General features: G+C 66.2%; 19 protein-coding genes. 7 read left to right on the top strand and 12 right to left on the bottom strand.

Features of this window, described 5'->3' with window-relative positions; genetic code table 11:
• Positions 1 to 24: 24 nt before the first annotated feature.
• Entirely contained in the window at positions 25 to 666 is a 642-nt protein-coding gene (pdxH, locus tag ACVW1C_RS08915) for a pyridoxamine 5'-phosphate oxidase (protein ID WP_456758102.1), read from the bottom strand.
• A gap of 108 nt (positions 667 to 774) precedes the next feature.
• Between pdxH and ACVW1C_RS08910 the strand changes: the two genes are divergently transcribed.
• Together ACVW1C_RS08910 and ACVW1C_RS08905 are read left to right on the top strand one after the other, a co-directional pair.
• Positions 775 to 1,182 (top strand): RT0821/Lpp0805 family surface protein, encoded by a 408-nt coding sequence (locus ACVW1C_RS08910; protein ID WP_456758101.1) that lies wholly within the window; start codon positions 775 to 777, stop codon positions 1,180 to 1,182.
• A 132-nt stretch (positions 1,183 to 1,314) separates the two neighbouring features.
• Positions 1,315 to 2,277, top strand: coding sequence for a DnaJ C-terminal domain-containing protein (locus tag ACVW1C_RS08905; RefSeq protein ID WP_456758100.1), 963 nt, complete (start codon positions 1,315 to 1,317; stop codon positions 2,275 to 2,277).
• 390 nt (positions 2,278 to 2,667) lie between these two features.
• On the opposite strand, the gene ACVW1C_RS08900 is transcribed toward ACVW1C_RS08905, so the two are convergent.
• Both ACVW1C_RS08900 and ACVW1C_RS08895 read right to left on the bottom strand, forming a co-directional pair.
• Positions 2,668 to 3,432, bottom strand: coding sequence for an anti-sigma factor family protein (locus tag ACVW1C_RS08900; RefSeq protein ID WP_176532930.1), 765 nt, complete (start codon positions 3,430 to 3,432; stop codon positions 2,668 to 2,670).
• Positions 3,433 to 3,499: 67 nt separating this feature from the next.
• Positions 3,500 to 3,988 (bottom strand): sigma-70 family RNA polymerase sigma factor, encoded by a 489-nt coding sequence (locus ACVW1C_RS08895; RefSeq protein WP_456758099.1) that lies wholly within the window; start codon positions 3,986 to 3,988, stop codon positions 3,500 to 3,502.
• A gap of 175 nt (positions 3,989 to 4,163) precedes the next feature.
• Here ACVW1C_RS08895 and ACVW1C_RS08890 point away from each other — a divergent pair, with 175 nt between their 5' ends.
• From ACVW1C_RS08890 to ACVW1C_RS08875, 4 genes are all read left to right on the top strand, one after another.
• Positions 4,164 to 4,763: a histidine phosphatase family protein gene (locus ACVW1C_RS08890; protein ID WP_456758098.1), complete on the top strand. Its 600-nt coding sequence runs from the start codon at positions 4,164 to 4,166 to the stop codon at positions 4,761 to 4,763.
• Between the two features lie 75 nt (positions 4,764 to 4,838).
• Positions 4,839 to 5,927: a chorismate synthase gene (aroC, locus tag ACVW1C_RS08885; RefSeq protein WP_456758097.1), complete on the top strand. Its 1,089-nt coding sequence runs from the start codon at positions 4,839 to 4,841 to the stop codon at positions 5,925 to 5,927.
• A gap of 50 nt (positions 5,928 to 5,977) precedes the next feature.
• Positions 5,978 to 7,171, top strand: a complete 1,194-nt coding sequence (locus ACVW1C_RS08880) for an adenylate/guanylate cyclase domain-containing protein (RefSeq protein ID WP_456758096.1) — start codon at positions 5,978 to 5,980, stop codon at positions 7,169 to 7,171.
• 12 nt (positions 7,172 to 7,183) lie between these two features.
• Positions 7,184 to 8,071 (top strand): DMT family transporter, encoded by an 888-nt coding sequence (locus ACVW1C_RS08875; RefSeq protein ID WP_456758095.1) that lies wholly within the window; start codon positions 7,184 to 7,186, stop codon positions 8,069 to 8,071.
• 7 nt (positions 8,072 to 8,078) lie between these two features.
• Here ACVW1C_RS08875 and ACVW1C_RS08870 read toward each other — a convergent pair whose 3' ends face one another.
• Entirely contained in the window at positions 8,079 to 8,843 is a 765-nt protein-coding gene (locus tag ACVW1C_RS08870; protein ID WP_456758094.1) for a hypothetical protein, read from the bottom strand.
• A gap of 88 nt (positions 8,844 to 8,931) precedes the next feature.
• On the bottom strand, positions 8,932 to 9,237 hold the full coding sequence (clpS, locus tag ACVW1C_RS08865; protein ID WP_456758093.1) for an ATP-dependent Clp protease adapter ClpS: 306 nt from the start codon (positions 9,235 to 9,237) through the stop codon (positions 8,932 to 8,934).
• A gap of 255 nt (positions 9,238 to 9,492) precedes the next feature.
• On the opposite strand from clpS, the gene ACVW1C_RS08860 reads away from it, so the two are divergent.
• The gene (locus ACVW1C_RS08860) at positions 9,493 to 10,341 is read left to right on the top strand and encodes a DUF1194 domain-containing protein (protein WP_173641407.1); all 849 of its coding nucleotides are present in this window, start codon (positions 9,493 to 9,495) and stop codon (positions 10,339 to 10,341) included.
• A gap of 79 nt (positions 10,342 to 10,420) precedes the next feature.
• On the opposite strand, the gene ACVW1C_RS08855 is transcribed toward ACVW1C_RS08860, so the two are convergent.
• The 7 genes from ACVW1C_RS08855 to ACVW1C_RS08825 all read right to left on the bottom strand — a co-directional run bounded on the left by ACVW1C_RS08855 (position 10,421) and on the right by ACVW1C_RS08825 (position 17,704).
• Complete coding sequence (locus ACVW1C_RS08855) at positions 10,421 to 11,254, bottom strand: nucleotidyltransferase domain-containing protein (protein ID WP_456758092.1); 834 nt, start codon at positions 11,252 to 11,254, stop codon at positions 10,421 to 10,423.
• A 53-nt stretch (positions 11,255 to 11,307) separates the two neighbouring features.
• On the bottom strand, positions 11,308 to 12,549 hold the full coding sequence (locus tag ACVW1C_RS08850; protein ID WP_456763025.1) for a class I SAM-dependent RNA methyltransferase: 1,242 nt from the start codon (positions 12,547 to 12,549) through the stop codon (positions 11,308 to 11,310).
• Positions 12,542 to 13,315, bottom strand: a complete 774-nt coding sequence (locus ACVW1C_RS08845; protein WP_456758091.1) for a TlyA family RNA methyltransferase — start codon at positions 13,313 to 13,315, stop codon at positions 12,542 to 12,544. The genes ACVW1C_RS08850 and ACVW1C_RS08845 overlap by 8 nt, the downstream gene beginning before the upstream one ends.
• Positions 13,312 to 13,875, bottom strand: coding sequence for a nucleoside 2-deoxyribosyltransferase (locus ACVW1C_RS08840; protein WP_456758090.1), 564 nt, complete (start codon positions 13,873 to 13,875; stop codon positions 13,312 to 13,314). The genes ACVW1C_RS08845 and ACVW1C_RS08840 overlap by 4 nt, the downstream gene beginning before the upstream one ends.
• A 39-nt stretch (positions 13,876 to 13,914) precedes the next feature.
• Complete coding sequence (gene dxs, locus ACVW1C_RS08835) at positions 13,915 to 15,843, bottom strand: 1-deoxy-D-xylulose-5-phosphate synthase (protein WP_456758089.1); 1,929 nt, start codon at positions 15,841 to 15,843, stop codon at positions 13,915 to 13,917.
• A 557-nt stretch (positions 15,844 to 16,400) separates the two neighbouring features.
• Positions 16,401 to 16,652 (bottom strand): exodeoxyribonuclease VII small subunit, encoded by a 252-nt coding sequence (locus ACVW1C_RS08830; protein ID WP_456758088.1) that lies wholly within the window; start codon positions 16,650 to 16,652, stop codon positions 16,401 to 16,403.
• 125 nt (positions 16,653 to 16,777) lie between these two features.
• Positions 16,778 to 17,704, bottom strand: a complete 927-nt coding sequence (locus tag ACVW1C_RS08825; RefSeq protein ID WP_456758087.1) for a histone deacetylase family protein — start codon at positions 17,702 to 17,704, stop codon at positions 16,778 to 16,780.
• Positions 17,705 to 17,795: the final 91 nt, after the last annotated feature.

Genomic DNA, 17,795 nt, shown 5'->3' with positions numbered 1-17,795 from the left:
TTGGCGTCTTTTAAGCTGTCGTCGTCACGGATAGAGCCGCACCTTCGACCACGCGCTGCCGGCGCCGTCGCGGCGGAATTCGATGCGGTCGTGCAGGCGATACGGGCGGTCGTGCCAGAACTCGAAGCGCTGCGGCGTGATCCGCCAGCCGCTCCAGCCCGGCGGACGCGGCACCTCGCCGATGACGTATTTCGCGCCGGCCTTGGCGATCGCCTGCTCGAAGGCGAAGCGGCTCTCCAGCGGCTGCGATTGCTTGCTGGCCCAGGCGCCGATCTGCGCCTGCTTCGGCCGCGTGGCGAAATAGGCGTCGGCTTCGGCGTCCGTCACCGGCGTCACCGCCCCGCGGATGCGCACCTGACGGCGCAGCGATTTCCAGTGAAACAGTAAAGCGGCCTTGGGGTTTGCGGCCAATTCGCGGCCCTTGGCGCTGGCAATGTGGCTGTAGAACACGAAGCCGTCGGCATCGAAGCCCTTCATCAGCACCATCCGCACGTCGGGCAGCCCGTCGGCATCGACGGTTGCGAGCGCCATCGCGTTCGGATCGTTCGGCTCGGACTTGACCGCTTCCGCAAACCATTCGCCGAACAGGGCGAACGGCTCCTCCGCCGCGGTGAAATCACCCGATGTTAACGGTGTCGGGTGTTTGATGGAGGTCGTGTCGGTCATGTCAGGAGTCCCGATTTGCATTCGCCCGCGTCCGAGAGCGCGTTTCTAGCCCTATATAGGGCATGGGGGCGCGTTGGCCTATCGGCGATCCACCCCGCGGGCGCGGTGGTGACCTTGATCCTGATCGGCGTCGGTGCGAGCGGCTGCAGCCTGTCGCGCACCGATGCTTTCGCCAGGATGGACGACAAGGATGTGACGGGCTCGATCAACCCGACCCAGGTCAGCGCAGTGATGCCGACCGATAGCGATCTCGCCTTTGCCCGCAACGCCGCCTCCGACGTGCTGACCAGGGGCGACAAGGATTCCAGCCAGCCCTGGGAAAATCCCCAGACCGGCGCGCGCGGCTCGGTGACGCCGCTGGCCCAGGCCTATTCGGGCGAGGACGGCAAGACGTGCCGGGATTTTCTCGCCAGCTATGTTAATGGAGCCACCGAGACTTGGCTGCAGGGCGCCGCCTGTAAGTCTGGACAAGGCCGGTGGCAAATTCATAGCCTGAGGCCTTGGAGCAAGTCCTGAGAGCAAGTCCTGAAAGTCCCGGCCGATGCCGGCGTCAAGCTAGTTGCAAAAATGCCACTGAGTCCCCACATAAAGGGAAAGTGGGCCCGATGGGTTCCCAGGACTGATTTTCCCGTGAAGGAGACGTGACGGATGCGCGACCCCTATGAGGTCTTGGGGGTGCAGCGGAGCGCCAGCGCTGCGACGATCAAGAGCGCCTATCGCAAGCTCGCCAAGAAGCATCACCCTGATAACAACAAGAACGATCCGAAGGCGGCCGCCCGCTTTGCGGAGATCAACACGGCCAACGAGATCATCGGCGACGAGGACAAGCGCAAGCAGTTCGACCGCGGCGAGATCGATGCCGATGGCAAGCCGCGCTTCCAGGGATTCCCCGGCGGCGGCGCCAGCGGCCGTGCCGGTCCCGGCGGCTTCGAGTACAGCTTCCGCAGCGGCCCTGGCCCCGGCGGCATGGGCGGCGGCAGCTTCGAGGACATCCTCAACAGCATGTTCGGCAACGCCGCGCGTGGCGGCGGTGGCGCGCGTGGGGGGCGGGCCAGCCCGTTTGAATTCGAAGGCGGCGGGGTCGGCGTCGACCTCGATCTTTCGGTCGCCATGACGGTGTCGCTGGAGGAATCGATCAGGGGCGGCGACAAGCGCGTCCGCCTGCCGACCGGCCGTGAGCTCAACGTCAAGATTCCGCCCGGCGTCACCGCGGGCCAACAGATCCGCCTGAAGGGGCAGGGCGACACCGCGCAAGGCCACCCGCCCGGTGACCTCCTGATCACGATCTCGATCGCGCCGCATCCGTTCTTCAAGGTCGACGGCAACGATCTCCGGATCGATCTGCCCATTACCCTCTACGAGGCGGTGCTGGGCGGCAAGGTCCGGGTGCCGACGCTCGGCAGCGCGGTCGAATTGTCGATCCCGAAGAACACCTCGAGCGGCCGTACCTTCCGCCTCAAGGGCAAGGGGCTGTCGAAGGCGGGCGCCGTCGGCGACCTCTATGTCACGACCCGCATCATCCTTCCCGACGGGAACGATGCCGAGCTTGAGGCATTGATGCAGACGTGGCGGGAGCGAAATCCCTACAATCCGCGCAGCGATCTCGGCTGACCGCCGAGGGCGCGCCCCAAAAGACGCAAGAGACGCGAAACTGCGCTACCCCGGACTCTATCGGGGTAGACGCAGCCGTTGCGAGGGCGTCAATGGATGACCGGCCGTCCGAGGTCTCAATCTGCGGCGTGCAGATCGGACTGCGGAAAAAGAGTGCGGCCTCGAGAGGGGGACCAGCGCGGTACACAAAACCCCAATCGAGGCCGCGTGCGCCGATCGGCGGATCGGGCGCAGATCATCTTCGCGTGAGCATCCGGTACGACAATGAGACGCGTCCATGACGCGAATCGAAATTTTCAATGTCGGAATTGGGACGCCGAGTGAGGCTGGATTCACTTGCTCGAAACGGCACATTGGCGGCGGCTGATCGCCCCGTAAATCTACGGGAGATCAGCCGCCGTTCTTCTCCATCTGATCGTAGACGGCCTGCGCGACCTGGGTCAGGCGCGTGCGGTCGGTGCCGCCGCTGACGACATAGGCGACGCCGCGATCGGCCCAGAACAGCGCGCCGTCGCTGCCCTGGACGGCATAGCGCATCTGGGTCGCCTCGGTTTTCGCCTTGGCGGTGTAGACCGTGAAGCGCTCGCCGGACGTGCTCTCATACATCAGGAACGACGCCGGCCCGCTCGGCCCCGGCAGCAGGCGGCCGCCGACCAGCTTCAGCCCGGTGAGGTCGGGCGCGCGGACGTCCCAGCCGCAGCGCTTGGTCAGCCATTGCTGCAGATGATCGCGCTCGCTGCCGGGCACCTCGACGGGATGACGGACTTCGACCACGTAGAGCCGGTGCGCATCCAGCGCATCGAGCGTGAAGCTCTGGAAGGCCGACGGCGTCGCCGCGGCGCCGCGCGCGATCCAGCCGACGCCGCCGCCGGCGATGAAGGCCATCAGCGTCGCCGCCACCGCGCCATAGACCCAGCGGCGCGGCTGGCGCACCAGCCGCTCGAGTTCGAGCCGCTTCGGCACCGCCTCGTCCAGCACGGCGTCGTAGCGCGCATGCAGCGTCTCGGCCATCGCGCGCCATGACTGCACCCGCGCCGCGTCGTCAGGATGCGCGGCGAGCCACGCCTCGACATCGCCGCGGCGTTCGGCCGGCAGCTCGTTGTCGACGTAAGCATGCAGCTCGTCTTCGGTGACGGGGATATTCGGGTCGGTCATATCAATGGTCTCTGCCAAATCTTGTTCGAAAAACGTGCATGCGTAACGCCTGTCATCGCGCACATTATCACTTCACCCGCCTCAGCGTTGGGCGCTGGCCCTCGATCGAGGCCCGCACATGGGCGCGCGCGCGGGCGAGGCGGGACATCACCGTACCGATCGGCAAGCCCTGGATGTCGGCGACCTCCCGGTAGCTCATGCCCTCCAGCATCACGAGCAGCAGCACCGAACGCTGCTCCTCGACCAGCGTCGACAGCGCGCGCTCGATGTCGCGTCCCTCCGCCTCGGTGCCGCTGGCGTCGGCATTGTTGTCGAGCAACGGCATGAAGGCCGGTCGCCGCGCCAGAGAGCGCCTGCGGTTCTTGTTCAGATTGGTCAGGATCGTGTACAGCCAGCTCCTGACGTCGCCGCCGAGAAACAGCCGCTCCGAGCGCAGCGCGCGCACCAGCGTGTCCTGCACCAAATCATCGGCGATATCCGTGTCACGCACCAGCGCGCGCGCATAGCGGCGGAGCGCTGGAATCATGGCCTCGACACTTTGACGAAACGCGGTCATGCATCCCGGTCTTCGATGGTTGCGGCGATAGCCGCCTTGCTCAACATAACACCCTAACGGCGTGGCTATTCCGGTTTACGCCGACCTGCGCGCATAGCGCCTCGGCTGCGGCCGATTTGGGCTTGTCGCCAGCCAAAGTGCTGGTGTACCTCCGGGCCAGAAAAATTCGAAGCGAATGCCTGTGCCAACGATCTACTACATCCGCCACGGCGAGACCTCATGGAACGCCGAAGGCCGGCTTCAGGGCGTGCAGGATATTGCTCTCAACGAGCGCGGCCGCGCCCAGGCGGCCCATGCCGGCCGCATCCTCGCCGATCTGTTGGCGCGCGACGGCCGTGACAAGACGACGCTGCCGTTTGTCGCAAGCCCGCTGCTCCGGGCGCGCGCGACCATGGAACTGGTGCGCACCGAGCTTGGCCTGCCGCCGGGTGACTACGCCCTCGACGCGCGGCTGCGCGAGATCGCCTACGGGACGTGGGAAGGCTCGACGCTGGCGGAGGCGCAGGCCGCCGACCCCGTCGTCTATGCCCGCCGCCTTGCCGAGAAGTGGACGGTGTCGCCGGAGGGCGGCGAGAGCTATGTCGACGTGCAGGCGCGGATGACCGAGTGGTACCGCGCGGTGACGTCGGACACGGTCGCCATCGCACATGGCGGCACGGCGCGGGCGCTGATGGTGGCGCTCGGCTTCGAGACCCCGGTCTCGGCCGCCGACCTCACCATCGAGCAGGGGGCGGTCTACGTGTTCGGCGCAGCGGGCCTGCGGAAATATAGTTAAGAGGGCCCGGTCGGCCGCGTCCCTGGGGTTATCAAACCCGTTTGACGCTGCCGACCCTGCGCGTTACGACACGCCATGTCTTTCAATACTTTCGGCCATATGTTCCGCGTCACGACCTTCGGCGAGAGCCACGGGGTCGCGATCGGCTGTGTGGTGGACGGCTGTCCGCCGATGATCCCTCTGACGGTGGAGGAGATCCAGCACGACCTCGACCGCCGCCGGCCCGGCCAGTCGCGCTTCACCACCCAGCGCCAGGAGCCGGATGCGGTGAAGATCCTGTCCGGTGTGATGACGCATCCGGAGAGCGGCGTGCAGGTCACGACCGGGACGCCGATCGCGCTGTTGATCGAGAACACCGACCAGCGCTCGAAGGATTATTCCGAGATCAAGGACAAGTTCCGCCCCGGCCATGCCGACTTCACCTATGAGGCGAAATACGGCCTGCGCGACTACCGCGGCGGCGGGCGTTCCTCTGCGCGCGAGACCGCAACCCGCGTCGCGGCCGGCGCGATCGCGCGAAAAGTCCTGCCCGAGGTGAAGGTGCGCGGCGCGCTGGTGCAGATGGGGCCGCACAAGATCGACCGCGAGAAGTGGGACTGGGACGAGATCGCCAACAACCCGTTCTTCTGCCCCGACAAGGACAAGGCGGCGTTCTTCGAAAGCTATCTCGACGGCATCAGGAAGAGCGGCTCCTCGATCGGCGCCGTCATCGAGGTCGTCGCCGAGGGCGTGCCGCCCGGGCTCGGCGCGCCGATCTACGCCAAGCTCGACAGCGATCTCGCTGCGGCGATGATGAGCATCAACGCCGTCAAGGGCGTCGAGATCGGTGCCGGCTTCGGCGCAGCCGAACTCACCGGCGAGGAGAACGCCGACGAGATGCGGACCGGCAACAACGGAACGCGTTTCCTGTCCAACCATGCCGGCGGCGTGCTCGGCGGCATCTCGACCGGCCAGCCGGTGGTGGTGCGCTTTGCGGTCAAGCCGACGTCCTCGATCCTGACCACGCGCCGGACCGTGGACCGCAAGGGCGCCGATACCGACATCCTGACCAAGGGCCGTCACGACCCCTGCGTCGGCATCCGCGCGGTGCCGGTGGGGGAGGCCATGATGGCTTGCGTGCTGGCCGATCATTTTCTGCGCGACCGCGGGCAGACCGGGCGCTGATCCCCTGTATAGTGCAGATCACCGGATCGGGTGCTCGCCTGGGGAATGCCATGAACGCGTCGGAGCTTCGGGACATCATCGAATGGATGATCGGCGGCGCGCGATCGGCGCCGACCCCGCCGCAGATGATGGCGGAATGCTGCGAACGCCTGGTCCGGGCCGGGCTGCCGCTATGGCGCGTCGGCGTCTTCGTGCGCACGCTGCACCCCGAGATCTACGGCCGCCATTTCTTCTGGAAGCTCGGCGCCGAGGTCGAAACCGGCACCGTCGATCACAACATTCTGGACACCCCGGAATTTGCCGTCAGCCCGCTGTCGATCGTCTTCAAGCAGGGCGTTGAAGTGCGCGCGCGGCTCGACGATCCGGCCAGCAAGCGCTTTCCGATCGTCGTAGATTTGCAGGCCGAGGGCGTCACCGACTACATCGCCGTGCCGCTGGTCTATACCGACGGCTTCGCCAATGCCTCGAGCTGGACCACCAGGCAGCCGGGCGGCTTCACCGAGGAACAGCTCGACGCGATCCGCTCGATCACTGTCCCGCTGGCGCGCTACATCGAGATCATCACGCTGCGCCGGACCGCAACGCTGCTGCTCGACACTTACGTCGGCAACCGTGCCGGCGAGCGCATCCTGGGCGGGCAGATCAGGCGCGGTAGCGCCGATACGATGGATGCCGCGATCTGGCTGTCCGACCTGCGCGGTTTCACCGCGCTGTCCGACCGCTTGCCGGCCGAGACTGTCGTGGAGATCCTGAACCTCTACTTCGATTGCCAGGTTACCGCGATCCGCGACCATGGCGGCGAGGTGCTCAAATTCATGGGCGACGGCCTGCTCGCGGTGTTCCCGGTCGACGAGTATCTCGGCGACGAAGTGCAGGTGTGCTCGCGGGTGCTGGAGGCGGCACGCGCATCCCGCGCCGGGGTCGAGGCGCTGCAATTCCCCAATGGCGATGCCGTCGAGCGCTTCCGCTTCGGCGTCGCGCTGCATCTTGGGCGCGTGCTCTACGGCAATATCGGCGGCGGCAACCGGCTCGACTTCACCTGCATAGGCCCTGCGGTCAATCTCGCCGCGCGGCTCGAGAAGATCGCCGGCCGCCTCGGCCGCACCGTCGTGGCCTCCGAGCGCTTCGCCGGCATTCACGACGGCGGATGGAGCGATCTCGGCGAGTTCCCGATCGCGGGATTTGCCAAGGCAGAGCGGGTCTACGGCCTGTTCGACGAGGCGCCGATTGCGGCGGCCGGCTAGCGGCTGCGCGCGGTGATCGACAAGGACGCGCAACATCGCACCGGGATCGCGCTGGTCGTCGCGGCTGCGGCAGCCTGGAGCACTGCGCCGTTCTTCACCAGGCTGCTGCACTTCGATTCCTGGACCATCCTGTTCTGGCGCGGGCTGTTCGGTGGCGGTGCGATTGCGCTGTTCCTGGTCGCCACGCAGGGCTGGCGCGGCGCGCGCGATCTCGTCGTGATGCCTTTGAGCGGATGGCTGGTGGCCGGCCTCTCGACCTTCGGCATGGTGACGTTCATTCCGGCGCTGCAACTGACCAGCGTCGCCAATGTCGCCATTCTGATCGCGATGCAGCCGTTTGCGGCGGCCGCGATCGCCCGGCTTTGGCTCGGTGAGCGGGCGCGGCCCGGCACATTGCTGGCGAGCCTTGTCGCGCTCGCGGGTGTGGCGATCACCGTCAGCGGCGCCGGCGGCATCGCGGATTACAGGGGCATCGGCCTTGCCTGCGTGATGGTGCTGGCGATTTCGCTGATGACGGTGGTGATCCGGCGGCACAAGGGTACGCCGATGATCGCCGCCGCGGCGCTCTCGAACTTTCTCGGCAGCGCCGTCAGCCTGCCGTTGGGGCAGGGCCTCGGCGCGGTCACCGGCGCCGATCTCGGCGTGCTCGCAATGTTCGGCGCGTGCCAGGTCGGTCTCGGCCTCACCCTGTTCACGGTCGGCTCCCGATTGCTGCCGTCCGCGCAGGCCTCGCTGATCGCCACGCTCGAAACGCCGCTGATGCCGTTCTGGGTGTGGCTGGCGTTTGCCGAGGTGCCGTCGTCGCGCGCCCTGATCGGCGGCGCGCTGGTGATGGGGGCGGTCGTCGCCGACATTGCGCTGAGCCAGCGGGCGCAGCTCGCGCGGCCGGCCGAGCGGTGATGGCCAGCTAACCGCTGCGCGCATAAGACTGCTTCAGGCCGAAGGTCAGGATCGACAGCGTGATCCACAGCCGCAGCATCGCGAAGCCGAAGATGAAGACGACGTAGACCAGGCTCTTGATCGGTTGGCCCACCATCGAGGTCTGCCAGAAGTGCCAGATCGCGGTGCGAACCAACCCCTGCCCGTAGCCGAGCGCAACGTTGATCGCGCCCAGCACGAGCACCGCAGCGCCGAGCCAGAGCGCGTGCCGCCCAAGGTCCTTGACGGCGGCAAACAGCGCGACGCGACCGCCATTGCCTTCCGCATTGACGATGATCAGCAGCACCAGCGCCGCGATCGAGGCACTCCAGAACCGGCCGAGATGGGTGCCCTGATCGAACGCCATGCCGTCGAGGCCCCACATCAGGTGCGGTGCAAACGACGTGAAGCCGATCGCGGCGGTCCCGAGTGCCGCCGCGATCATCACCAGCGCGATCCGCCACAGGATCGACAGTGACAGTCTGGTCTGCTCGGCCAGCGTCAATTCACCAAGGGATGATCGGCCTCCGGAGGCCTGAATCGAGTCCCGTGCCGTCGCGAAGAAGGCGAGCAGCACGCAAACGTCGGCCAGCACCAGTGCAGGCAGCATCAGGCCTAGCTTGCCGTAGCCGACGATCCGCAGCGCCGCCGCGATGACGAGCCAGGGCAGAGCGGGCAGCGGGCGAAACGGCCCGAACGAGGTTTCCGGGCGGGTCTTCCGCAGTGAAAGCTGTTGGCGCAGTGCGACGGTCATGCCGCGTTCGTGCCATGCGATACCTAAAGCAGGCGTCGCTGCGATCGATAAAATTCGCGGCAAGACCTGCGGCAATCTGGCGCTGGCGCTATTCCTCGGGCTCGGTGGTGAACAGCAGCGGATAACCCTTGGCGCGGCCGGCGTCGGTGGCGCGCGTCGCCTTGGTCTCGGCGACATCCCTGGTAAACACCGCGACCACGCAGACGCCGCGCTGGTGCGCGGTCAGCATCACCTTGTAGGCTTGGTCGTCGGTCATGCGGAATTCACCCTTCAGCACGGTGACGACGAATTCGCGCGGCGTGTAGTCGTCGTTGACCAGGATCACCTTGTGCAGGCGTGGCCGCTCGACCTTGGTCTTGGTCCTGGTTTTCGGTTTGACGACGGTCTCGGGCATCGCACTCCCTCGCGATTGCCCGTAAGAATACCGTCTTCCCGCGCGTGTTGGAACCGTTCGATTTGCACGGCGTCATTGCGGCAACGGCACGGCGCGTTGCCTCATGCGTGGCAAGTGATGTCCAGCCTGCAAGCGTCTAACTTGCAGGCCTCTAACTTGCAGGCCTCTAACTTGAATGTGAAGGACAGATGATATCTGCGCTTTTCGCCGCCTGATTTGCGTGTCACCATCACAGGACACGACGGGAGGGCCGCAATGCGCTGGTATGTCTCGATCGGAGCGGTGCTTGTCGCGGGCATGTTGGCCAGCGGCGATGTGGCCGGTGTTGCCGCGCCCGGCCCGGGAACACAGACTGGCCGGCTGGCCGAAAAGGAATCCACGCCGAGCGTCGACATCGAGTTGATCATCGCGGTCGACGTCTCCTATTCGATGGACATGGACGAGCTCGCGATCCAGCGCGAGGGCTATGCGCAGGCGATCGTTTCCAAGGAATTCCTGCAGGCGCTGAAGGCCGGCCCGAACGGCAAGATCTCGATCACATATTTCGAATGGGCCGCCTCCAACGACCAGAAGGTCATTATTCCCTGGCGGGTGATCGACGGCCCCGAATCCGCCGATGCGGTCTCCGCCGAGATCATGAAGACGCCGGTGCGCCGCGCCTCGCGCACCTCGATCTCGGGCGCGATCTATTTCGCGATCCCGATGTTCGACGAGAATCCGCATCGCGGCCTGCGCCGCGTGATCGATATTTCCGGCGACGGCCCCAACAACAACGGCACGCCGATCACGCCTGCGCGCGATGCGGCGCTCGACAAGGGCATCGTCATCAACGGCCTGCCGATCATGGTGAAGGAGCCGTCCTACTCGACGATGGATATCGAAAATCTCGACTACTATTATGAGGACTGCGTGATCGGCGGGCCCGGCTCCTTCGTGGTGTCGATCAAGGATCGCGAGAAGTTCAAGGAAGCGATCCGCACCAAGCTGCTGCTCGAGGTCGCCGGCCGCACCCCCGAGCGCCCGATCGTGCGGACCGCCGAGAAGGAGCCGCGGGTCAGTTGCACGATCGGCGAGAAGATCTGGCAGGATCGCTGGGGGCGGTGAGGACGACCACGATGCTTCGTAGGGTGGAATAGTAGTCGAAGGCGCAATCCACCATATCCGCGGCCACGAAGACGCCAGGTTAGGCTTCAGTACAAATCTCTCGAACGTTGCTCTCGAGCTTGCGGAGCGTCTGCATCGCGGCCGTGTGGTCCGCGGCGCCGATCTGTCGCCACACTTCGGCAACGCGCCCGGCGAGACCGCGAACGGTCACTGGAAAATTCGCCGCCTGCGCCAGCGCGCCCTTTTCGTTGATCAGATACTGCCCGTTCAGTGCAAACAGCACCTGCGCGATACACGCCAGCGCGCGATAGGCGCAGCCGGCGATATGCGTGCTGTCGCCGCGCGGCAGCGCAAGCCCGGCATTCTCGATCGCGAACAGGATTTCCCATTGAAAGCGCCGCACCAGCGCATCGCGCAGGGCCGGCGGGTAGGGCGCGGTCTTTGCCTTCAGCGCCGCGACGAGGCCGTCGGGATCATGCAAGGCACGGCACAGCGCCACCTCGCCCATCCAGATCGCCGAGCAGAAGCCGTGCGGATGGCCCGGCTGGTAGTGCATGCTGACCTCACCGTTCCGGCAGGCATCGATCACCGTCGTGACCTGGTCGATGCTGCGGTAAAGCAGGTCGACCTTGCGGCCGCCGATCGCGAGCCAGGCGCCGCCGACGATCCACGGACCCCATTCCCCGACCGCCGTCACATGGGCAGCGGTGGGATCATCGACCAGGCCGGTCACCACCGCGCGCAGCCGATCGATATCCGGAGGGGCGTTATCCCGATAGTAGAGGCCGAGATCGGTGTCGGAGGCCTCAAGCGCCGTGCCGCGCGCCCGCGAGCCGCCGAGCACGATGGCGGCGACGCCCGGGACGCCAGCGAGGACGGGAATGATGCGCGCGAGCAGCGGATCGTCGGACATGCGATGCGGATTATAGCGAGGACATCGCGCGCTGCGATAGTCACAGCGAAGTCTCAGCGCGCAAAGCGCGCCACCAGCTCGACATGCGCCGTGTGGCGGAACTGATCGACCGGGGTGACGCTAGCGATCTTGTAGCCGCCATCGATCAGGATTTTTGCGTCGCGCGCAAACGTTGCAGCGTTGCAGGACACCGCGACGACCACCGGCACCTTGCTCGCCGCAAGCTGGGTGACCAGCGCCTGCGCGCCCTGCCGGGGCGGATCGAACACGACGGCGTCGTAGTCGCGCAATTCCTGCGGCATCAGGGGGCGGCGGAACAGGTCGCGCGCCTCGGCCTTGAGCGGCTTCAGCCCCGGCGTCGATTGCGCAGCCTTCTGCAGTGCCGTGACCGCGCCGGCGTCGCTGTCGAAGGCCGTGACCCGCGCCTTCTCGGCGAGGCGGAGCGCAAACGGGCCGACGCCGCAAAACAGATCGGCGATGTGCTTGGCGCGTCCGCAATGCTCGCGAACCAGCGCCGCAAGCGTCTCCTCGCCCTTGGCGGTCGCCTGCAGGAACGAGCCCGGCGGCAGTACGACCTTCACCTGTCCGATCGCAATCTCGGGAGAGCTGCGCTGCAGCACCAGCTCGCCATGCCGCGTCAGGCGTGCCAGCCGGTGCTTCTCGGCGACCCGCGACAGGGTGGTGATCAGGCTGGTCGGCAGCGCGCCGGAGCCGCGTACATCGATGTCGAGGCCGTTGAGGGTCGCTGTCACCTGGATGTCGAGCGGCTTGCCGGTCGAGATCAGCGGCTCGGCTGTGGCCCAGGCCGCCTCGAGCGCGCCGTCGAGCGCCGGATCGAGGATCGGACAGCGGTCGACCGGGATGATGTCGTGCGAACCGGCCGCAGCGAAGCCGACCTTGAGCACCTCATGGGTGCCCAGGCGTCCGTGCAGCGTGATGCGGCGGCGGCCGGCGCCATGGGCGTCGAGCAACGGCGCGACTTCGGCCGCGACCTTTGCCTGTGCCAACGTCTCGACCACGATGTTGCGTTTCCACGCGCGATAGGGCGCGTCATTCCAGTGCTGGATCGCGCAGCCGCCGCAGACGCCGAAATGCGGGCAGAACGGCGTGATCCGCTCAGGGCTTTCCTGCGTCACCCGCACCAGCCGCCGCCGGTCGGGATGATTGCCCGGAACGTCGTCGACCTCGACCGTTTCGCCGGCCAGCGTGTAGGGCACGAAGATCGACTGCACGCCGTCGATCGCGACACCGTCGCCGCGATGGCCGACATGGTCGATGGTGAGAAGCTCAGCCACGGCGCGCACCGAGGAAGAATTCGACATTGCCGTCGCCGCCGGTAATCGATGACGGGAACACCCGAATGTCGGTGCAGCCGAGCGAGGCAGCAAAGGCGGCGATATCGTCGCAGATCTCCTGGTGCACCATTGCGTTGCGGATGACGCCGCGCTTGGCGTGCTTGCGCGCCGCCTCGAATTGCGGCTTGATCAGCGCCAACAGATGCATCGGCGCCGCCGCCAGCGACAGCGCCACCGGCAGCACCAGCTTCAGCGAGATGAAGCTGACGTCGATCACGACGACGTCGGGCCGCGCCGGCAGGCGCTTGCCCTCGAAATTCCTGATGTCGGTCTCCTCCATGGAGACGACCTTCGGATGCCCCTGCAGCGAGGGATGCAGCTGGCCGTGGCCCACATCGATGGCGAAGACGAGGCTCGCACCATTGGCGAGCAGCACTTCGGTGAAGCCGCCGGTCGAGGCGCCGACATCGAGGCAGACATGGCCCTCGACCTCGATCGGATAGTGTTCGAGTGCGCCGGCGAGCTTGACGCCGCCGCGCGAGACGTAGGGATGCGCCGGCTCGGCCGTGAGTGCGGCGCCGGGCGCGACGAGTTCGGATGCCTTCGCGATTGGCTTGCCGTCGGCGGTGACGAGGCCGGCGTCGATCGCGGCGCGCGCCCGGGCCCGGCTTTCGAACAGGCCGCGCTCGACCAGCAACACGTCGATGCGCCTGCCGGCGGATGCGTCGTTGTCGTTGTTGCCCGGCCTGGTCACTTGCTTGGTCATTTGGCGGCCTGTCGGCGCTGCGCGGCGGCGAGCCGCACGCAGGTCTCGAAGGAGGTGAGGTCGTGCCAGAGGTCGGCCGCAGGCTCCCTCGGTGTTACCAGCGGACGGCCGTGCAACTCGAGCGCATGCATCATCATCAGATTGTCCGGCAAGCCAAACTCTTCCACCGTCAGCCCCTCCGCGTCGATCAGGCGTCCGTCGGATGCCGGCACGACCTGCTGCAGCCGCGCCACGCGATTGGCGTAGGACGTGGGATCGTTCGAATAGGCGAGGCACAGCTTGCCGCGTCCCGCCATGTAACCGAGTTCGTAGACGGTGCCTGCGTCGGCACTGGGGCCGCGAAACGGCGTCAAATTGGCGATGACGGCGTCGGCCGATTCCATCATCGCCTCGTTGCTTTTGAAGATGGTGAGCGAGGCGCCGGCGGCGGTGGGATCGATGCTGTTGTCGAGCGGATACAGCCCGGTCAGCCCGTGATAGGCGCACACCTCCGCCTTGCGGCGGCCGATCTCCACGGCATCCGGCAGGAACACGTCAGGACCTGCCAGATAGATTTTCATGGACTTGCCGGCGCCCCCCGGGAGCGCCGCCCGAAGCGATTAGGCGAGCTTGACGGTCTCGGTCTTGTAGTCCTTGCCGAGGGTCTCGAACACCTTGGCAACGATGCTCTTGGCGTCGAGACCGGCGCGGGCATACATCGCCGCCGGCGTGTCGTGGTCGAGGAACACGTCGGGCAGGATCATCGAGCGGAACTTGAGCATGCCGCTGTCGAGCATCGCGTTGTCGGACAGGAACTGCATGACATGCGAGCCGAAGCCACCGATCGAGCCTTCCTCGATGGTGATCAGGATCTCGTGGTCGCGCGCGAGCTTCATGATCATCTCCTCGTCGAGCGGCTTCATGAAGCGCGCGTCGGCGATTGTGGCGGAGAGACCGTGGGCAGCGAGCTCGTCGGCGGCCTTCTCGCACTCGGCGAGGCGGGTGCCGAACGACAGCAGCGCGACCTGCTTGCCCTCGCGGACAATGCGGCCCTTGCCGATCGGCAGGGGAATGCCGACTTCCGGCATCTCGACGCCGCGGCCTTCGCCACGCGGATAGCGCAGCGCGCTCGGACGATCGTTGATGGCAACCTGGGTCGCCACCATGTGGACCATTTCCGCCTCGTCGGAGGCGGCCATGATCACCATGTTCGGCAGACAGCCGAGATAGGCGTTGTCGAACGAACCGGCATGGGTCGCGCCGTCGGCGCCGACCAGACCGGCGCGGTCAATCGCGAAGCGGACCGGAAGGCTCTGGATCGCGACGTCGTGGACCACCTGGTCATAGCCGCGCTGCAAGAAGGTCGAATAGATCGCGCAGAACGGCTTGTAGCCTTCGGTGGCGAGGCCGGCGGCAAACGTCACCGCATGCTGCTCGGCGATGCCGACGTCGAAGGTACGCTCGGGGAACGCCTTGTTGAAGATGTCGACGCCGGTGCCCGACGGCATCGCCGCGGTGATGGCGACGATCTTGTCGTCCTTCTGCGCTTCCTTGACGAGGCTCTGGCCGAACACGTTCTGGTAGGCCGGCGCATTCGGCTTGGCCTTTGCCTGGGTCCCGGTCGCGACGTCGAACTTGACCACGGCGTGGTACTTGTCGGCGGAAGCCTCGGCCGGGCCGTAGCCCTTGCCCTTCTGGGTCACGACGTGAACCAGGATCGGTCCGGTCTCCATGTCGCGGACGTTCTTCAGCACCGGCAGCAGATGGTCGAGATTGTGGCCGTCGATCGGGCCGACATAATAGAAGCCGAGCTCCTCGAACAGCGTGCCGCCATCCATCATGAAGCCGCGGGAATATTCCTCGACGCGGTTGGCGCGGTTGGCGAGGATCTTCGGCAGGCGCTTGTTGATCTGTTTGGCCGCCTCGCGCAGCGAGCGGTAGGTCTTGCCGGAGTAGAGGCGCGACAGGTAGGCGCTCATCGCGCCGACCGGCGGGGCGATCGACATGTCGTTGTCGTTGAGGATCACGATCAGGCGCGAGTTCATCGCGCCGGCGTTGTTCATCGCCTCATAGGCCATGCCCGCCGACATCGCGCCGTCACCGATCACGGCGATAACGTTGTTCTTGCCGCCGGAGAGGTCGCGCGCCACGGCCATGCCGAGGCCGGCCGAAATCGAGGTCGAGGAGTGCGCGGCGCCGAACGGATCGTAGTCGCTCTCGGTGCGCTTGGTGAAGCCGGAGAGGCCGCCGCCGGTGCGCAGGGTGCGGATGCGGTCGCGGCGACCGGTCAGGATCTTGTGCGGATAGGCCTGGTGACCGACGTCCCAGATCAGGCGGTCGCGCGGGGTGTCGAAGATGTAGTGGATGGCAGTGGTCAGTTCGACCACGCCGAGTCCGGCGCCGAAATGGCCGCCGGTCACCGACACGGCGTCGATGGTTTCCTGGCGGAGCTCGTCGGCAACCTGCCGCACCTGCTCGACCTTCAGCTTGCGCAGGTCATCCGGCGTGTGAATAGTGTCAAGAAGCGGCGTCTTACTAAATGTGGTCACAGCGAATTTCCAATTTTTGCCTGTCGGAACGAACGGCCCGACGCGAGATGGGTTGGCGCGCTCACCGCGCAGCGAATGCCAGACACTGGGTGCCGTCCCGGCAGGCCCCTGCCTGGTTGTAAGCCTAGATTCACTCCGGATTGGACCACGTGATATGCACCACCTTGGTCGCTCTTCACCCGTCCCGGTTCAGTTTTGTCGAACCATTTGAGATGCATGCCGCCCGAAAATCCGGGCCGGCCGCCACCCTCAAATGCCCATAGAACTGGAAGCATTACACCAAAGCCGTAGCCAAAGCCAACCCGATAGGGAGCGCAGGGTTCCTATGCGCTGTCCTGAAAAGCCTAGACTTTTCAATGCTTGGGCCGGGGACGGGTTCCATTTCCGCTTATTTAGCGGCAGCCTGGATGGTCCGGATCGGCCTGATTTGCAACCGCACCCGATCGCCACGGTTGCCCCGCGGCGTGGTCGATCAACGGAAATGCACAGCAACAATCGCCCGCCGGTCGTGGACATCGAGTCGCATGATCGCGGGCGTATATTGGCGCCTCGAGTCGCTACTGCACGTCGAGCGGCTCGGTGCCGGTCGGCTGGCCCGAGGCGTCGCTGGTGATCTTGTCGACGCGGGCTTCGGCCTGGCGGAGCAGTTCCTCGCAGCGCCGCTTCAGCGCCTCGCCGCGCTCATAGATCGCGACCGATTCCTCAAGCGGGACCTTGCCGTCCTCGAGCCGCTTGACGATCGATTCGAGCTCCTCGATCGCGCGTTCAAAGGAGAGCTTCTTGACGTCGGCTTGAGTGTTTTCGGCCATTATGTGTTCCCGGTGCGCCGATCAGACCGTGATCGGATCTTGTCGTCCAAACATGACCTGTCGCAGGCCATGCTTGCCCCGGCGCAGAATCAATCGAATTTTTGCGGGGGTATTGTGGCGGGGATTTATCCGCCCATCAATGCGGTGACGTGAGATGCCACCGACTCTTTCAGGCCCTCGAGGTCGTAGCCGCCCTCCAGCACGGAGACGACGCGGCCGCCGGCGCTCTTGTCGGCGAGGTCCATCAGCTTGCGAGTGACCCAGCCGAAATCCTCGCCGGTCAGGTTGATCGAGGCCAGCGGATCGCGGTGATGCGCGTCGAAGCCCGCCGAGACGAGGACGAGCTCGGGGGAAAACTTCTCGAGCTGCGGCAGGATCAGGTTCTCGAAGGCGGAGCGGAATTTGGCGCCGCCGTCGCCGGGCGCCAGCGGCGCGTTGACGACGGTGTCGTGCTCGCCGCGCTCGCCTGAAGCGCCGGTGCCCGGGAACAGCGGCATCTGATGCGTCGAGCAGTACATCACGGTCGGATCGGCCCAGAAAATATCCTGCGTGCCGTTGCCGTGGTGGACGTCGAAATCGATGATCGCGGCGCGCTTGATGCCGTATTTGCGCTGCGCGTGGCGCGCGGCGATCGCGACATTGTCGAAGAAGCAGAAGCCCATCGGGGTCGACTTCTCGGCGTGATGCCCGGGCGGGCGCACCGCGACGAAGGCGTTCTGGTGCGCGCCGGTCATCACCGCATCGGTCGCCGCCACCGCGCCGCCGACGCCGCGCATCGCGGCTTCCCAGGTGCCCGGCGACATCGAGGTGTCGCCGTCGATATAGATCATGCCGGAGGTCGGCGCGATGTGGCGCAGCTCGCCGACATAGTGCTCGCCATGACAGAGCAGCACGCTGTCGAGGTCGCCTTCCGGCGCGAAGTCGCGCGCCAGGGCCTTGAAGCGGTCTTCGCCGAGCACCTCGGCAACCGCGCGCAGCCGGTCGGGGCGTTCGGGATGTCCGGGTGGGGTCAGGTGTTCGAGGCAGGCGGTGTGCGTCAGAAGCAGTGTCATGCAAATTCCTGGCGCATTTGGGGCGCGTGCGAGGAGCGCCTAATTTAGGCCGTTACCGGCCCGCCGGAAAGGCCTGTCTCCGCCCCACGGA

The organism is Bradyrhizobium sp. USDA 4011 (genome assembly GCF_054063415.1).
The sequence above is the reverse complement of the archived record's forward strand: the minus strand, read 5'-3'. Positions and strand labels throughout refer to the sequence as shown.

Excerpts from the sequence above, each read along its gene's own strand:
- pdxH (WP_456758102.1), bottom strand. The coding sequence starts at position 666 with ATGACCGACACGACCTCCATCAAACACCCGACACCGTTAACATCGGGT.
- ACVW1C_RS08905 (WP_456758100.1), top strand. The coding sequence starts at position 1,315 with ATGCGCGACCCCTATGAGGTCTTGGGGGTGCAGCGGAGCGCCAGCGCT.
- ACVW1C_RS08900 (WP_176532930.1), bottom strand. The coding sequence starts at position 3,432 with ATGACCGACCCGAATATCCCCGTCACCGAAGACGAGCTGCATGCTTAC.
- ACVW1C_RS08895 (WP_456758099.1), bottom strand. The coding sequence starts at position 3,988 with ATGACCGCGTTTCGTCAAAGTGTCGAGGCCATGATTCCAGCGCTCCGC.
- ACVW1C_RS08890 (WP_456758098.1), top strand. The coding sequence starts at position 4,164 with ATGCCTGTGCCAACGATCTACTACATCCGCCACGGCGAGACCTCATGG.
- aroC (WP_456758097.1), top strand. The coding sequence starts at position 4,839 with ATGTCTTTCAATACTTTCGGCCATATGTTCCGCGTCACGACCTTCGGC.
- ACVW1C_RS08880 (WP_456758096.1), top strand. The coding sequence starts at position 5,978 with ATGAACGCGTCGGAGCTTCGGGACATCATCGAATGGATGATCGGCGGC.
- ACVW1C_RS08870 (WP_456758094.1), bottom strand. The coding sequence starts at position 8,843 with ATGACCGTCGCACTGCGCCAACAGCTTTCACTGCGGAAGACCCGCCCG.
- clpS (WP_456758093.1), bottom strand. The coding sequence starts at position 9,237 with ATGCCCGAGACCGTCGTCAAACCGAAAACCAGGACCAAGACCAAGGTC.
- ACVW1C_RS08860 (WP_173641407.1), top strand. The coding sequence starts at position 9,493 with ATGCGCTGGTATGTCTCGATCGGAGCGGTGCTTGTCGCGGGCATGTTG.
- ACVW1C_RS08855 (WP_456758092.1), bottom strand. The coding sequence starts at position 11,254 with ATGTCCGACGATCCGCTGCTCGCGCGCATCATTCCCGTCCTCGCTGGC.
- ACVW1C_RS08845 (WP_456758091.1), bottom strand. The coding sequence starts at position 13,315 with ATGACCAAGCAAGTGACCAGGCCGGGCAACAACGACAACGACGCATCC.
- ACVW1C_RS08840 (WP_456758090.1), bottom strand. The coding sequence starts at position 13,875 with ATGAAAATCTATCTGGCAGGTCCTGACGTGTTCCTGCCGGATGCCGTG.
- ACVW1C_RS08830 (WP_456758088.1), bottom strand. The coding sequence starts at position 16,652 with ATGGCCGAAAACACTCAAGCCGACGTCAAGAAGCTCTCCTTTGAACGC.
- ACVW1C_RS08825 (WP_456758087.1), bottom strand. The coding sequence starts at position 17,704 with ATGACACTGCTTCTGACGCACACCGCCTGCCTCGAACACCTGACCCCA.